The 17,622-nt window shown below is 48.1% G+C and carries 10 protein-coding genes; all 10 read left to right on the top strand.

Annotated elements, in window-relative coordinates; genetic code table 11:
- Positions 1-670: 670 nt before the first annotated feature.
- Positions 671-1,552, top strand: coding sequence for an ABC transporter permease (locus tag AC0YNV_RS27390; protein ID WP_475770895.1), 882 nt, complete (start codon positions 671-673; stop codon positions 1,550-1,552).
- An 11-nt stretch (positions 1,553-1,563) separates the two neighbouring features.
- Complete coding sequence (locus AC0YNV_RS27385) at positions 1,564-2,460, top strand: carbohydrate ABC transporter permease (protein ID WP_210045920.1); 897 nt, start codon at positions 1,564-1,566, stop codon at positions 2,458-2,460.
- Positions 2,461-2,540: 80 nt separating this feature from the next.
- Positions 2,541-4,166, top strand: coding sequence for a type 2 periplasmic-binding domain-containing protein (locus tag AC0YNV_RS27380; protein WP_475770871.1), 1,626 nt, complete (start codon positions 2,541-2,543; stop codon positions 4,164-4,166).
- Positions 4,167-4,212: 46 nt separating this feature from the next.
- A complete protein-coding gene (locus AC0YNV_RS27375) occupies positions 4,213-5,832 on the top strand; it encodes a hypothetical protein (protein ID WP_475770870.1) in 1,620 nt (539 codons plus the stop codon).
- A 297-nt stretch (positions 5,833-6,129) separates the two neighbouring features.
- Positions 6,130-9,144, top strand: a complete 3,015-nt coding sequence (locus tag AC0YNV_RS27370) for a pectate lyase family protein (RefSeq protein WP_475770869.1) — start codon at positions 6,130-6,132, stop codon at positions 9,142-9,144.
- 375 nt (positions 9,145-9,519) lie between these two features.
- Complete coding sequence (locus AC0YNV_RS27365) at positions 9,520-11,961, top strand: glycoside hydrolase family 2 TIM barrel-domain containing protein (RefSeq protein WP_475770868.1); 2,442 nt, start codon at positions 9,520-9,522, stop codon at positions 11,959-11,961.
- Between the two features lie 255 nt (positions 11,962-12,216).
- Positions 12,217-13,785: a response regulator gene (locus AC0YNV_RS27360; protein ID WP_475770867.1), complete on the top strand. Its 1,569-nt coding sequence runs from the start codon at positions 12,217-12,219 to the stop codon at positions 13,783-13,785.
- Entirely contained in the window at positions 13,782-15,569 is a 1,788-nt protein-coding gene (locus AC0YNV_RS27355) for a cache domain-containing sensor histidine kinase (RefSeq protein ID WP_475770866.1), read from the top strand. The genes AC0YNV_RS27360 and AC0YNV_RS27355 overlap by 4 nt, the downstream gene beginning before the upstream one ends.
- A gap of 132 nt (positions 15,570-15,701) precedes the next feature.
- Positions 15,702-16,688 carry an ABC transporter permease gene (locus AC0YNV_RS27350; RefSeq protein ID WP_475770865.1) on the top strand — a complete coding sequence of 329 codons (987 nt, stop codon included), beginning with the start codon at positions 15,702-15,704 and terminating at the stop codon, positions 16,686-16,688.
- 12 nt (positions 16,689-16,700) lie between these two features.
- Positions 16,701-17,585, top strand: coding sequence for a carbohydrate ABC transporter permease (locus AC0YNV_RS27345; RefSeq protein ID WP_379113657.1), 885 nt, complete (start codon positions 16,701-16,703; stop codon positions 17,583-17,585).
- Positions 17,586-17,622: the final 37 nt, after the last annotated feature.

Here is a 17,622-nt window from a genome sequence, read left to right as displayed (position 1 = left end):
TCGGCAAATAAGCCTTCCTGGCCAGACAAGCGTTTCAGCACTTGAGTTGACACAGACTAAGGATAGCAATCGCCCGCCAATCCTATATTCCCGGTGTGTTTCAATTCATCAAACCGGTTGTTCCCAGCCTCCATCCCAGCCCATGTGGCGCGAGCGGATGATTACGCAGTAAAAAATTAAGCATACTAACTTTTTATATTAAATTAAAAAAAATCCATATTGACGCATAAAATAGTATGTGTTATTCTTCGCTTAGCATAATAACTTAAGGATTTGAGGTATGGAGAAACCGGCATTATCGTGTAGCTAACGGAAGTGCAAAGTCGTATGGATGGACCTTCGGCAAACACGCTGCATGTCTATTTTGGAAGCGTTTAAACGTTGGCAGAAGAGCACAAGAATTGAGTTTGCAAGCTTATTCAATTCATGTTTATTCGCATCATCTGCGAAGGGAGTCTGATAATATCAGTGCTCTATATGAGATGCAGTTAGTATGCGATGTTAAAGGCAAACTTGTTTAAGCCGAAATTTGAATGCGCTTCCAACTGCGCAAAGTCAAGTCCAATGACTTCTTTCGGTTGAAGGACTGACGGGGAGCAAACGATGACGCGAAGCAAAAAGTAAAAGGGGTGTTTTTTTGGAAACAACCAATAAAAATCGATGGTCAAAAATGTGGAAACACCGATACCTTTACCTGATGGTGCTGCCTGGTTTTCTAACGGTACTCATATTCAGTTACTTTCCGATGTATGGGATAACCATTGCGTTTAAGGATTTCAGCGCTTCAAAAGGGATCATGGGAAGTCCTTGGATCGGATTTAAATATTTTAACACTTTTTTTCATGACCCGGTGGCATTCAGAGTTTTAAAAAACACATTGCTTTTGGGTCTGTATACGTTGCTCTGGTCATTTCCTGCTCCAATTATACTTGCACTATTATTTAACGAACTAAGAAACAAGCATTTTAAAAAGATTGTACAGACGGTTTCTTACTTTCCTCATTTTATATCTGTTGTAATCGTTGCGGGAATGCTTAAGGATTTTACTGCAAGAGATGGTCTCTTTAATCATATCATTACATATTTTGGCGGAAGCCCGATCATGTTTCTCCTGGAACCGGGCTATTTCAGAACGATATTCATTTCTTCAGGCATATGGCAGGGCGTTGGTTTTGGAACCATAATCTATCTTGCCGCTTTGAGCGGGATAGACCCTACCTTTTATGATGTTGCTGAAGTGGATGGTGCCGGCAGATGGAAAAAGCTCGTGCACATCACTTGGCCGTCAATTAGACCGACAACAATCATATTACTCATATTCGCCTTAGGCGGAATACTGGGAACGGATTTCCAGAAAATTATCCTGCTTTATTCACCCGAAACGTATAGTGTGGCTGACGTCATCGGATCCTATGTATATCGACAAGGAATTTTAGGTGCAAGATATGAGTATTCCACTGCAATCGGATTATTCATGTCCGTTATATCCTTTATCATTCTTTATATCTCAAATTGGGTTAGCCGCAAGGCTTCAGAAACGAGTTTGTTTTAGGGGGGAGAACATTGAGAAAAGTCAGTTTGGGTTCCAGAACGTTTGATGCGATTAATATTTTCATTATGCTATTGATCCTTGTCGTTGTGCTATACCCCATATTGAACATTATAGCTACATCCCTGAGCAGTGCACGGTACATATCCTCGGGAAGCCTTACGATTTGGCCGAGAGGCTTCACTACACAGGCATATGTAGATGTATTTCACGACGCCCTGATTTATAAGGGGTATATGAATTCTATTCTTTATGCAGTTGGTTCGACTGGCATTATGTTGTTGTTTACATCCTTATTGGCTTACCCGCTCACGGTTCCAGGATTTGCGGGAAAAAAATTCATTACCATATTTCTCATGATCACGATGTTTTTCAGTGGAGGCTTAATCCCTACCTACTTGCTTATGCGCAGTATGCATTTGTTAAATACGGTTTGGGTTATGATACTTCCCGGCGCGGTTGGAGCATACAATGTGTTTTTATTTAGAATTTTCTTTTTAAATGTTCCGGCAGAGTTGAAAGAATCAGCGGTCATCGATGGAGCAAATGATTTTGTGGTTCTATTTAGAATCATTTTACCGTTATCGAAAGCTCTTCTTGCAACTTTTGCTTTGTTTGGCTTAGTAGGAAGCTGGAACAGCTGGTTTGAAGCTTTAATCTACCTCAAGGATCAGGACAAGTATCCATTGCAGATGATTTTAAGAAACTATCTGTTCACCATGGATACAAGTGCTATTCAAGGAAGAGTAGGGGCTGGTAATATTGCCATTAATTCATCAGGAACTGCCCTCGATCCTAAGGCAATAAGAATGAGTGTAATCATTATTACCATGTTCCCCATTATGGTCATTTACCCATTTTTTCAAAAGCACTTTACAAAGGGTGTATTGGTCGGAGCGATTAAGGGCTAATGAAAGGGATCAAGGATTTGATGTAAAAGATTCTCTTTTACGTCTTATCATAAAAAATATATTCATAGGGAGGAATTTGGGTGATTAAAAAGGCAAAAATGCTTAGCCTGATCATGATTTGTTTGCTCGCCTTTTCCGCATCGGCCTGCACCAACACAAATGAAGCTTCAGATGATTCTGATGAAAGTGATACCTTATCTTTTTCTGTGACTCTAAGTTCGAATGGGGTGGATAACGAGAATAGTTTGGTAGGAAAAGAATGGAAGAAGCAGATGGAAGCAAAGCTGGGCAAAAAACTGAATATAACGTTTAATTATATTCCAGCATCCGAATATGATGAAAAAGTTAAACTCATGATTGCAAGTGATGATATGACAGATTTCTTCGTGACACCTTTATTCTATGATATTACGGATATGGCCAAGCAGGGCCAGATTCTTGAGTTAAGTCAATACAAGGATGATATGCCTAACTATATGAACTATCTCAGCAAGGTTAAAAATGGCATGGCACGAGTAACAAATTCCGAAGGTGAAATGTATTCTTTCAAAGAAACATCTACGCCCCGTTTTCCTTTGGATAAAGGAATGTTGATTCAGAATGTATCTGCATACAGATATGATATATATCAGGCAAATAACATAAAAATTCCACAAACGCTTGATGAATTCTATGACGCGGCAATAAAACTCAAACAGCTCTACCCGGATAAATATCCTATTGATACAAAATGGAACAGCTTAAGATCGCTTTTCTCCGCCAATCACGTGAAGGATGATATTTTCTGGGATGGAAGCAAATATGTGTATGGCATTTTTGATGAAGGATATCATGACGCAATTCAATTCGCCAATAAGCTTTATGCAGAAAAGTTACTGGATCCTGAATATACAATCGATACAGACGATACGATCAAGAAAAAGGCTTTAAATGGAGATACCTTCATGTGGTTAACGCAGTGGTTTACAGAACCGGGCGATTATACCAGAACGGCTAATGACGGTAAAACATTTGCTGTTTCATTGTATCCGGATAATCCAAAGTATGGTACAGCCTGGCAGGAAGTTGCTAATGGAAATACACCGGATTTAGGCTGGGCTACCTTCTGTATCAGTTCGAAAACCAAAAATCCTGAAGAGCTGATTAAGCTTATTGATTTGCAATATTCCGATGAAAATATGAGGCTCGTTACTTGGGGAATCGAGGGCACCACCTATAAAATCGGAGAAGACGGCAACCCGACCTTTGTGGATTCCTTTAAAACGGCAGCCGACCCATGGGTGGAAGGAGATAAATACGGTATCAGGGCAAGTAAAAAATATAATCCCGGTTTACAAATGGTAAACGATTCAAAAGCATTCGTGGATTTCGCGGCAACTGATTATACTGTTTTTGATAACAAATATGAAGAAGTACCCATTGAAAAGTCGCCGTATTTAAGAAATTTACCTATGCCCAACAATGATTATGTTCCATCCTGGTATACGGAGCCGGCCATTCAATTTACACCGGACGAAAGCCAGGAAATATCCGAGATTATGAACCCGGTAAAAACCTTCGTTACTGAAGAGCAGGCGAAGTTTGTTGCCGGCAAGCAGAGCTTTGATAACTGGCCCAAATTTATAGATCAGGTTAAAAATATGGGAGATATCGATAAAGTGTTAAAGATCTATAACGATGCTGCGCAAAGAGTCCTATCCAAATAATTGGAGTAACCATCACAAATCGACAACAGTCGGGAGGTAACGAGAGATGAAAAAGAAGCCTTGGAAGAATGCGGGATTATGGGCATGCGCCATGCTGATGGTCATGATGGCGCCTGGCGTTACGACGGCGGCGCAGGCAGCGGACAGAAGCGCCAAGCAGGAGGCAGGCAGCGCGGTCCAAAAGAAAAAGGCGCCGTTCATGATTAAGGTCGTGGATGCCGGGACGGGCCGCGGCATTCCGCTTGTGGAGTTGAAGACAACCAATAACATCCTATATTACACGGACAGCGCCGGTATCATGGCGTTTGATGAACCGGGCCTTATGGATCAGCAAGTATTCTTTCATATGTCCAGTGACGGCTACGAGGTGCCAACCGACATGTTCGGTTACCGCGGCCAGGCCGTCGACGTAACACCCGGCGGGAGCGTCACGCTGAAGATGAACCGGGTCAACATTGCGGAGCGGTTGTACCGGGTTACCGGACAGGGCATATACCGCGACAGTTTGCTGCTCGGCTTGAACGCGCCGATTCAAGAGCCGGTTATCAACGGTCTGGTCATGGGCCAGGATTCCGTGCAAACGATCGAGTATAACAATAAGCTGTACTGGTTCTGGGGGGATACGGACAGACCGGCCTATCCGCTGGGGAATTTCCGCACGACGGGCGCGACGTCAAAGCTGCCGCAAAAAGGCGGATTGGACCCGGATGTCGGTGTTAATCTGAACTATTTCACCAATGAGGACGGTTTTGTGAAAAGCATGGTGCCTTCACTTCCCGATGGGGCGAACATGGCGTGGATTTTCGGTCTGATGACGGCCAAGGACAGCACGGGAAAAGAGCGCCTCCTCACAGGCTACAGCACGCTTAATCCCGATTTGGCCGCACGCGGCATTCTCGTCTTTAACGATCGGACAGAGCAATTCGAGCAGGTCGTCCAGTTCCCCTCCAAGGACGACTGGCGTCATCCGGGCGGCCAGGCGACCTATTACGAGGAGAACGGCAAGGGCTATTGGCTCTTTACCGAGCATCGGATTCCGAATTTGCGCGTTGCCGCCAGTTATGACGCCATTATTGACTATACCGAATACGAGTCGTTTACGTGCCTTGCGCCGGGAGCGACCTATGACGGGGCTAATACGCCGCTCGAACGCGACCGGAACGGCAAGCTCGTTTGGGCCTGGAAAAAGAACACCCCGCCGGTCAGCCAGGATCAGGAGAAGGAGCTGATTAATCTCGGTCTGATCAAAGCGGACGATCAGCGCTACTATCAATTGAAAGATGCCGATACCGGTGATGAAATTGCGCTGGCCCAAAGCTCTGTCGAGTGGAACGAATACCGGCAGCGCTATGTGATGATTGGACAGCAGACTCTGGGGAAAACATCGGTTCTCGGGGAGATCTGGTATGCGGAAGCGCCTGCGCCGCAGGGTCCTTGGACAACGGCCAAAAAAATCATTACACATAACAATTACACGTTCTATAACCCGGCTCAGCATAAGTTCTTCTTCGAAGACGGCGGCCGCGTCATTTACTTCGAGGCGACCTATACGAATACATTCACGGATCATGTTGCGACGCCGCGCTATAACTATAATCAGGTGATGTATAAACTCGACTTGACTAATCCGGCACTAGGCCTTCCGTCCGTTCAAGGAACTACCTGAGCGGGGTATGGTGTATGGATCGGTATCCTTTGAAGACCTGCAGCCGATATTCGGATGCAGGTTTTCTGCTTTTTATCGTGGATGAACCGTCATGTGCGCGCGAAATCCCGTTATTGTGCATGAATTGGAGGATTGAACCATTGAATGTGGCGGCACTGCGCGGGTAAGATGGCGGTACATGCAGATAAAGGAGGTGAATAGCGGGAGAAGAAGCAATCGTAACCCGAATGTTGTAAGCAGGTTGCGGCCAATCTGGTGGGTATAGAAGGAAATAAAATCGAAAACAGGAGGTTCAGCATGAAAAGATGGTTAGCAATCGTTTTATGTATTGTCCTTGGTCTTTCTTTATTCCAGCCACCGATTCCAACTGCAAAAGCGAGCTATGATGCGATATCGGCATTTCCGGGGGCAGAAGGCTTCGGTTATTCCGCAGCAGGGGGCCGCGGAGGCGAAGTATACCACGTGACCAGCTACGAGCTTACCGGTCCGGGGACGTTCCACGATGCTCTCATGACCGCCGGAACGACACCGAGAACCATCGTATTTGATATTTCGGGCGAAATTACGATCCCCCAGATCGTAGTAAGTGACAAATCCAGGATCACCATTGCCGGTCAGACCGCGCCGAGGGACGGAGTGACCATCCGGGGCAACAATATTCGCTTTATCAATTGCAGTGATATCGTCATCCGATATTTGCGCTTCCGCATGGGCGTTCAGAATTTTAATGACGATACGATGTATTTCGAAGATTGCCAGAACGTGATCATCGATCACTCCTCGTTCTCATGGGGGACCGATGAAGTGTTATCCATCAAGAGTAAGGATTACGATAATCCTAAATCCAAAAATATTACAGTGCAGTGGTCGATCATTTCAGAAGGGCTTCTCACCCACTCCATGGGCGGGTTAATCGAAATGAATACGATCACCATGCATCATAACCTCTATGCCCATAACAACGACCGCAATCCCAAAACGAAGGGCCAGATCGATTTCGTGAACAATATCATCTACAACTGGGGCGGTTACCCCTATGTAGCCGGCGGTGAATCCGGCACGAAAGGCTATGGAAATGTGGCTGGAAATTATTTTATTGCAGGCGTTAACTCGGCAAGCCCCCAATATGCGGTTGTGCGCGGAAACGAGAATTATAGCCTGTACCTTGAAAACAACAGCATTGACAGCAACAAAAACGGCATTCTCGATGGAACGGATACAGGGACCGGGATGATGGAGGCCGAAAAGCCCAGCGTCGTGGTTCCGGAGCGTTTCGGATATCCTCCGGTTCATATGCAAGATCCTGAGGCCGCATACGATTATATTCTGGATCACTCCGGTGCGTCGCTAGTACGGGACAAGGTGGATCAGCGGGTGATCAACAGCGTACGGAAGCAAACTGGTGTCATCATCGGTCATGAGAACGACGTCGGAGGGTTTCCGCATCTGGCACAAGGAAGAGCCCCCCGCGACACGGACCTTGACGGGATGCCCGATGCATGGGAAAAGGCGAAAGGACTGAATCCGAACAATCCGGAGGACCGAAACGGCGACAGGAACAAAGACGGCTATACGAACCTCGAGGATTACCTGAATAAACTGGCGGCGCCGGGCTTCCCCGCGAATTACCCCGAAGCCCCGCCGGCATGGTCTGGAACGCCATTCATCCCGCCAGTCGAACCAACGACGGAGCCTGAATCAGAGCCGGTGCCCAGTTTGGACGGGGAAGCGGTCAGGAGCGTTGTCGTCCGAGATAACAGCAGCAACGGAAACGGCAATGCGGCCAACTGGTCGGTAGAAGAGAATCTGCAGACGGGAGACTTCGTGGCTGGGGATCGATTGACCGGCAGCAGTGTGTATAAATTCGCTACCATCCCTGATGAATTGAAGGGCATGGAATGGATTCGCTCGGCGGTGGGTTCCAGAAGCGCCACGAGCGACGATTTGCTCTCCTTCTATTTGGCAGCCGATGCCGATGTGTATGTCGCCCACGATTCGAGGATAACGACCCGGCCGCCCTGGCTGACATCCTCCTACGAAGATACGGCGCTGATCATCGCAGATGACCAACCGGTGCAGTTCAAGCTTTACAAGAAGCATTATACAGCGGGCTCTTACGTTACAATGGGGGTCAATAACAGCACCTCCAGCATGAACTACTTCGTCATTTTAAAACCGACAAATCCGGAAACAGCTCCTCCTGCAGAATCGCCCTTGGGATTGAATGGGCGGCTGATGGACGGCCCTGAGGTTTCACTCCGCTGGGAGCCCGTAAGCGGAGCGGGCGCATATCTGATCTACCGTTCCACGTCAATAGATCCTTACTTTAAAGTCATTGGTCATTCCGATACTACAGAGTACAAGGACACTGCCGCTATGATGGGAGTTGCCTATCATTATAAAGTGTCCGTCCTAAATGCCGGAGGCGAATCCCCGCACTCCGCATCGGTGGAGGTATTGGCATACGATGCAACGAAGCCGCTCCCGCAAGCGCCGGCAGGACTAAAGATTACAGCGGCAAAGAGTATCTCCGTAGCGCTTGAATGGACACCTGTTGACGGCGCCGTCAGCTATGTGATTCACAGGGCAGATTCCCCGGAGGGTGCGTATCACAATTTAGGCAGTGTTTCAACCACGGCATATACCGATAAGACGGTGAGCCCTTCTATGACGTATTACTATAAAGTTTCCACGACGGCGCCTGGCGGAGAATCCGCAGCGTCCGACAGCGTCAGTACGACGACGAATCCGCCAGTGGCGATTCCGCAAGTGCCTGCAGGCTTGTCTGCCGGCGTTATTACGTCCTCCTCATTGGCAATTGCATGGAAACCGGTTGACGATGTTGAAGGTTATAATATTTATAGGAAAGGAAATGGCGAGAACGAGTTTGTCCGAATAGACCGCACAGTTTCACCCCGTTATATCGACGATAGCGTTAGCGTAGACCATACAGGTTACAGCTACAAGGTGACAGCGGAGAACGAGATGGGCGAGTCGGCTCCGTCCGATGAACTTGATATCGCCATGCCCTTGCCCGCCAAGCCTTCGAATCTCTTTGTCGGTTTGAAGGGTAAAACATTCGTCGGACTTGTATGGACGTCTCATGGCGCAGCGACCCAATACAATATTTTCAGGGAATCCGAAGGAGAACCGGCTCAATATGTGGGGTATGCCAAGGTAGATACGTATTATGACCGCACCGTCAAACCAGGAGTGGAGTACACGTACTATATCAAAGGCAAAAGCGCCAGCGGAGAATCGGAACCTTCCAATTCCGTAGTGGTCAGGACGCTCGGGGCACCAGGGAAGTGACGCTTCCCGTAACGGCTCGCGTGCCTGACAAACAAGCAAACCAATAACCTTGAAGAAGCTTCCAGCAGCGACTGCTTCCCGGTACGTGAGCCGGGGAGCAGTCTTTTTAAGTTGTTCTACAACTGCCTGGGGACAAGATATACATGAATAAGGCATGATCGAAATACCATGACTCTTGCTTGTTGCCGGTATCGATATGGGCGGCCATCTTAAGAGATAATATTACCCATAATGAGAAGAAAGCGCTATTACATGGATATGGGGTGAATGTTATGATTTAAATGAGATAGCTTCCAACATAAACGTGGGATTAATTGAAGACTCGAATGTCTGGGAATCTTCCATTTCAGAAGAATGAAGGAGGGAAAGCGTATAATGATGGAACAACTGGCGAAGCCGGTTCGGATTACGGAACGGATGGACAACAATTGGAAATTTCAACTCGGCGATTTGGAAGGGGCATCCGCGGAGGATTTTCCCGATACAGGCTGGAGAACGTTGAATCTTCCCCACGATTGGAGCGTGGAAGGGGAATTCGCCATTGATCACCCGGCAGGGGGCGACGGTGCTTATTTGCCTGCAGGGATCGGGTGGTACCGAAAGCGCTTCTCTATTCCCGAGGACTGGAAGGAGCATAACGTCTCCGTCCGATTCGACGGCGTATACATGAACAGCGAGGTTTGGATCAACGGATGCTGTCTGGGCAAACGGCCGAACGGTTATGTCAGCTTTCATTATGATTTGACGCCTTACTTGCATTGGGATGGACGCAGCAATACGATGGCGGTTCGAGTTGATAATTCGGAACAGCCAAACTCGCGCTGGTACACGGGTTCGGGCATATATCGACATGTTTGGCTGATCCGCGCCGGACGTGCGAGAATCGATCATTGGGGTGTCTGTGTAACTACCCCGGACGTTTCGGAGACTTTGGCCGTGGCTAAGGTGACCACGAGAATTATAAATGAGCCCGGAGAGAGTCAGTACGCACTCCTGAGATCCGAAATCGCCGATGCGGATGGGAATACCCTTGCTTCGAAGCAGACAGGTGCTTTCCTTGCCGGGGATACGCATGACATGACCCTGGAGCTCCAGATAAACGATCCGAAGCTGTGGTCGGACGTAAATCCATACATGTATACGCTGAAATCGACTTTATGGATGGGTGACCGCTTAACTGATGAGACCGCGACGCCTTTCGGTTTTCGTTCCATTTCGTTTGATGCCGATCGCGGCTTTATTCTCAATGGCCAACGAGTGAAGCTGAACGGGGTATGCCTGCATCATGACGGCGGCTGCGTCGGTGCGGCCGTTCCAGACAGGGTTTGGGAAAGAAGGCTCCGCCTGCTGAAGGAGATGGGCTGCAATGCCATCAGGATGAGCCACAATCCTCCTTCGTCCGAATTGCTGGATCTATGCGACAGGATGGGCTTCTTCGTCATGGACGAAGCGTTCGACGAATGGACGCATTCCAAGGCCAAGAGCGGATCGATGGCATTCGGCTATTATAAATATTTCGATGAATGGTGGGAACGCGATTTGACTTCCATGCTTCGTCGGGATCGGAATCACCCTTCCGTCATACTATGGAGCGTCGGCAACGAAATACCGGAGCAGTCGCAATCCGTCGGTCCCGAAATTCTGAAGAAGCTCATAGAGGTATGCCGCAGGGAGGACGCGACCCGTCCGGTTACGTTAGCTTGCGATAATATCAGCGCGGACATCAACGCGGCAGCGGAATCGTTCTTCGAACTGCTGGATGTGGTGGGCTATAATTATGTAAACAGGTGGCGCGGACGGACTGAAACCTTCTATGCGGAAGACAGGATCCAATATCCGAGGATGAAAATCATCGGAAGCGAACACTCAACCGTGCGCAGCACAAGGGCGGATTATCGCTTGCATCAGCCGCTTATGGCGGATACGAGGAAGGATGAAGCTGCGCCTTGGCGAAATCCCCCCTATTATTCGGGCATGATCCGTGCCGAACGGCTTTGGAAATTTACGCGAATGCACGATTACGTGGCAGGCGACTTCATGTGGACCGGAATTGATCATTTGGGCGAAGCGCGCTGGCCGAATAAGAACAGCAGCTCGGGCGTCCTCGACATGTGCGGCTTTCCGAAGGACGGCTATTATTTCTACCAAAGCCAATGGACGGCGGAACCGATGATACATCCATTTCCCCATTGGAACTGGGAGGGCTGCGAAGGAGAGATTATTCCGGTTCTGTGTTACACGAATTGCGATACAGTCGAATTGTTCGTGAACGGCAAATCATACGGCGTCAAGAGCTGCGAGTTCCCTCTGCAAGGGATGACAAAACGGTACGGCCATTACGACAAGCACTTCATTCATGCCACAACCTCGGATCTGCACCTGACCTGGGACGTTCCTTACGAGCCGGGACGGCTTGAATTTGTCGGAACCCGGGATGGCATAGAGGTTTGTACTGCGGAGATAGCGACGACCGGCAAGCCGGTACGGATCGAAGCAGCAGCTGACAGCGACCAGATTTCGGCAGACGGTATGGATGTCGCGCATGTCACGGTCCGTTTGTTGGACGATCAGGGCAATCTTGTGCGCACCTCCGATTGTCCGGTTATTGTCACGGTGGAAGGAGCGGGACTCCTGATCGGGGCAGATAACGGGAATCCAGAGAGCCACGAGTCCTTCAAATCGAATATCAGATCAACTTACGGCGGCATGTGCCTGGCAATCGTTCAGTCCGACTCTCAATCGGGATCGATCATAGTACGGGTGGAAGCAGCAGGTCTGGAGGCTGCGCAGACGATTATTCAGGCAAAACAGGAGTAGACCGAACGGAATGATGCATGGAAGTCAAATGGCTTTGGCGGCAGCTCCAAGTATTAAAGTTCCTGAATTTTCATGATCATAGAGAACATTGGGAATTTACGCCTTTTCTCCTGGAATATAAAACGTTATATTAAATAATGCAAGCGCTTTATAACGGATGATAGGCGTGCTCTCTATAATAATAGTTGTTATTTACAGTCCGCAGCAGAAGTTTCGCAGGTTAGCCTGAGTTCTCCAAAATAAGGGGGGAGAAGCTTGAAGCTGTTGGTTGTCGACGATGAGAAAATGACGAGAGAGGGAATCGCGGGAAGTATCGAGGGCGGGCTGTCTATTCAACAGATCGAGCTTGCGGACTCCGGAATCACCGCAATCGAAAAGCTGGACGCCTTTCAGCCGGATATTATCTTGACGGACGTGCGCATGCCGCTCATGGACGGAATTGAATTTGCGGCCAGAGTCCGGATCCTGCTGCCGGACTGCAAGATCATATTCATGAGCGGATTTACAGACAAGGAATATTTAAAATCGGCCATACAATTGAAAGCGCTTAACTATATTGAAAAGCCGATCGATTTTGACGAGCTGAAAGAAGCCCTGCAAACGGCCGTCAATCTCAGGCTGGAAGAACAGTTGAACAAGCAGCGTGTTTCCGAGCTGAACCGTACATTGCTTGAGAGCATCCCGCTGATTAAGGCGGAAATTGCGTCGCAGCTCATGACCGGCAAATCCGATATTGAGCATCTTCTGGCCAGGGCGCGCACGGCTGGACTTGCATTGCCGAGGCGAGGTTTTTGTCAGACGGTCATCGTAAGATTCGATCCCCGCCAAAGCGGCTGGACGGATTCGGAATGGATGTCGATACGCTTGCGGATTAATCGTGAGGCAGAGGCGTTTTTCATCGGGAAAGGCTACGAATGCCTGTCCGTTTTGAAGGATGGCTCGGCCATGGTATGCCATCTGTTAAACATGCAGTCACCGATTTCCATAAGTGTGCTCGAGGCCTTTGCCGAACTGCTGTCTGCGGCGAATTCGGAGCAGCTCCATCTGACCGTTGCCTGCGGGGATCCAGTCGGTGAAATGGAGCAAATTTTCCAGTCGTATAAACAAGCAAACTCGCTGCTCCCTGCTTCTTTTTACCACGCAAGCGGTTCCGTGTTGACACGGACGGAAATGACCCCCGTGATCGTCTTCGATCCTTCCATACCTGGTATTTTCGCGGATTGCATCGCCTTGGAGAAGCAATCCAAAGCAGAACAAATACTTGTCGATTTGGCGGTCGATCTAAGGCTGCATGACCAGACGCCAGTCGAATCGACGAAGTATTATTTCTTCAAGCTGCTTACGCCACTCTTTGAAGACAATGAGAAGTGGTGCGGCCATGAAACGGACCATTCGCTGTATTGGGACATTCTCAATCGCTTTGTATCGCTTCACGACATCGTCGACTACGCACTGGAGACGCTCCATCGCCACTTCGACGAGTTTCAAAAGCAGAAAGGAACGAGGCGGATCGTCAGGGAAGTGATCCGTTATATCCAGGCTTCATACGCGGACGAAGCGCTGTCCATTCAAAAAATATGCGGACATACTTTTTTGACTCCGGCATACTTGTGCAGCTTGTTTAAGCTGCACACGAATCAAACAATCAACGGTTATTTAACCGAATACCGCATTAATAAAGCCAAATCCCTCATGTCTGATTCCAAGCTGACGATCCAGCAAATCGCTGTGCTTGTCGGCTACAGCAACAGCAATTATTTTGCCAAGGTATTCCGCAAGATGGTTGGCATGACGCCTACGGAATACAGGGAAGGATTAATATGAAGCCTATGCGGAGCCTATATCACAAACTCTTGTATGACATGAAGCTGAGCCACAAAATATTGCTATCCTATCTTGTCCTGATCGTCATCCCGCTCGGGCTGTTTCAGTGGCTTGCTTCGGATAAAATGTCCGGCTTGCTGGAGCAGCATATTTATTACTCGGCCAAGCAGGGATTCGAGCAGACATTCTCATTCCTCAGCTACAAGCTGGATAAAATGGCAGAAACGACGGATGTAATCGTGGTCAATGGACCGGTCGTCCAGGCGATGGAAGATTCGGCGCGATCCACCGTAAACCGGCAGTTGGACGATTATACTTCATTGAAACAATTTTTGCGCGCATTGCAGAACAAAGATGTGTCACGGGTCGCTCTATACGTGCCGGATGACCTTATTTATGCCTCGGATCATCAAAACTTCTACCCCCTGGTCTTGGGACCGGACTCCGAATGCCTGCGAAAAATGAAAACAGAGAAGATGGCCTACCTATGGTGTACCCCGTCGGAATTGGGATATGAAACGGGAACCAGCGATGGACACATTTATCTGACTCGTTACATTCGCCATTCCAACAATTATTTGCTGCCGGTTGCCCGCGTAAGCCTTGAGATCGATAACACCACGATCCAGACGATTCTTAACGGTGCCAATGTAGTCAAGGATAGCGTCAGTTATTTGGTATCATCGGACGACCGGATTATTGTCTCATCCGTCTCCGATACCGATTTAATTCACCTGCCAAACCTGCCTGTGCCGGATTCGGAATTCCAATCGGCATCGGTTCATATCGGCGACCGCTATTATCTGTACCATTCGATTCCGTCCTCGCACTGGGCAATGGTCACGTCAATCCCCTTGCAAGAAATCGTTTCCGGGAGCGCAAAGCTCAAATACGATTTGTATCTTTGGGTCGTTGCCATCGCGACAATCGCTTACCTGTTCGCCTTCTGGCTCGCGCATTCAATTACGCGGCGAATATCCCAACTAATAAGACGTTTACGGAACATTGAGAAAGGCGGCTTGGTCGCATTGAACCGAATGGGAGGTAAGGACGAGATCGGTGAACTGGTTCACACCTACAATTTGATGATCCACCGCATCGAGCAGATGAACCAGGAGCAGTTCAAATTGGGACAGGAGGTGAAGAATGCCGAACTAAAGGCTTTACAATCCCAGATCAATCCCCATTTTCTATACAATACACTGGATCTGATCAATTGGATGGCTGCCAGGGGGATGCAGAAGGATATCCATCGCATCATTAAAGCGCTAAGCAGATTCTACAAGCTCAGCCTGAATAACGGGAAGGATATGATAACGATTCGTGACGAGCTTAGTCATATATCCTTCTATATGGAAATCCAGAACATGCGGTTCGAGAACAAAATTTCATTCCGCATCGATGTGCATGAAGATGTGATGGCATATATCATTCCCAAAATTACGCTGCAGCCGATTGTAGAGAATGCGATCTATCACGGTATTCTGGAACGGGCGAGCCGAACGGGGGAGATAGTGGTGACGGGGAGAAAAGAAGGCTCGGACCTTATTATCTGCGTCAAAGATGACGGCATCGGAATGAAAGAAGAACAGCTGCTGGGGATTGCCAGGGGGGAGACATTAAGCGGCTCGGGAAGCGGGTATGGGGTAAAGAACGTTAAGCTGCGTATTTCGCAGCGCTTCGGGGATGCGTACGGATTGGTGTTCCGAAGCGTTGAGGGCGTCGAAACAACGGTTGAAATCCATATTCCGGCTGTCCGTTCCATGGATCTGACGGAATGCTGATGAGACGGCTGGATGCATAAGCAATGCCGAAAGAATTTACCCTTATTCAATGAATAATACGATTTACCCGTTCTGGTATCATTGTTACGATAGTAGCAGTTACATGACATTAAGAGCATTGGAGGGAAAGAGGTGGATAACGAAGCCCAGATTGCTCAAGTTGAAAATCCAAATATGAAAGCGTTGTCAACTCGGCGCGACAGACGCTGGGGCTTATGGAAAACATTAAAAAAGGACAAAACGCTGCTATTGATGCTGTTGCCGGCGTTTCTCCTGATCCTTGTGTTCGCTTATTTCCCGATGATCGGTTTGGTGATGGCGTTTAAACAGTTCGACTACCGTCTGGGCATCTTTAACAGTCCCTGGGTGGGACTGGATAACTTTTTGTTCTTTTTTAAATCAGGGCAGGCTCTTCTGGTCACGCGCAACACGGTTTTATATAACCTCGTTTTTATGTTCTCGACGATCATCCTCCAGGTTGGCTTTGCCATCATTTTGAGCGAAATAGCCGGTAAGCGCTATAAGAAAATGGTGCAGTCGGCGATGTTTTTACCGTTCTTTATTTCATGGGTCGTTGTAGCCTCGATCGTTTACAATTTGCTGAACTTCGAGCACGGCATCCTGAACGGCATATTGACAGGCATTGGCATGGAACCTGTCAACGTCTACAACACGCCGGAATTATGGAAGTATCTCCTGGTCTTCTTCAACGCCTGGAAAATTGTCGGCTACGGTACGGTCATATATCTCGCGGCAATCGTCGGAATCGATCAGCAAATCTACGAAAGCGCCGAAATCGATGGAGCGAATATCTTTAAGAAGACCTTTCATATTACAATCCCATCCATCTTCCCAACCATAATGATCCTTACCTTGCTTGCCATCGGTCAAATTTTCAGGGGGGATTTCGGACTGTTCTATAATCTGGTCGGCAATAACGGCGCGTTATTCGATGCAACGGATATCATCGATACCTTCGTATTCCGGGCGCTGGTGAACACGGGGGATATCGGCATGGCATCGGCGGCGGGCTTCTACCAATCCGTTATGTGCTTCATCACGATTCTGATCACGAATTCAATTGTGAAAAAGGCGAACAAGGATTATGCGCTGTTCTAGGAGGCTGCTCATGTGAGAGTGAAGACGAAAGATCAGCTTATCTTCAATGCGGTTGGCTATACCTTAGTCACCATATTCGCGGTGCTTTGCATCATTCCGTTTATTATGGTGATCTCTTCATCGTTAACGAGCGAGCGATACATTCAAACGAACGGGTTTACTCTATTCCCCAGGGATTTCTCCATGGAGGCTTACCGTTTCGTATTCCAGAATCCATGGATTATTATCCGGGCTTACGGGGTTACTTTGTTCGTCACGATTGCAGGTACGGGACTCGCGGTTTTTCTCAACACCATGACCGGTTATGTCCTTCACCGCAAGGATTTCAAATGGCGTAATTACTTTTCCTTCTACTTCTTCTTCACAATGCTGTTTAATGGGGGACTTGTGCCGTGGTACATTCTCTGCATTAAATATTTGGGCATGAAAAATCAGTTGCTTGCCCTATTCGTGCCGACATTGATTTCCGTATGGAACATTCTGCTCGTGAAAGGCTTTATGATGAGCGTGCCCCATGAAATCACGGAATCAGCCAAAATGGATGGAGCCGGAGATTTCCGCATATTCATGCAGCTTATCATTCCGTTATCTACACCGGTTATCGTTACAATCGGGTTATTTACATCATTGTTCTATTGGAATGACTGGTTCGCGAGCTTGATCTTCATATCCGACCCGAAGCTCTACACGCTTCAATACCTGCTCTATAATCTGCTGGCCAGCATCGAATCGCTGCGCATGGTCATGGCGGCATCCGGCATGGTGGTTGATTCCTTCCCGACAGAATCCATCAAGATGGCACTTACGATTATTGTTACGGGACCGATCTTTCTGCTCTATCCCTTTGTTCAGAAATATTTTGTGAAGGGTTTGACCATCGGGGCGGTCAAAGGGTAATACCGGCATTACCATTCATCTATCATGAATCCAATAG

This window comes from Paenibacillus sp. JT31N11 (assembly GCF_056269285.1).
Note: the sequence above shows the minus strand (reverse complement) of the source record. Positions and strands in the feature narration are given on the sequence as shown.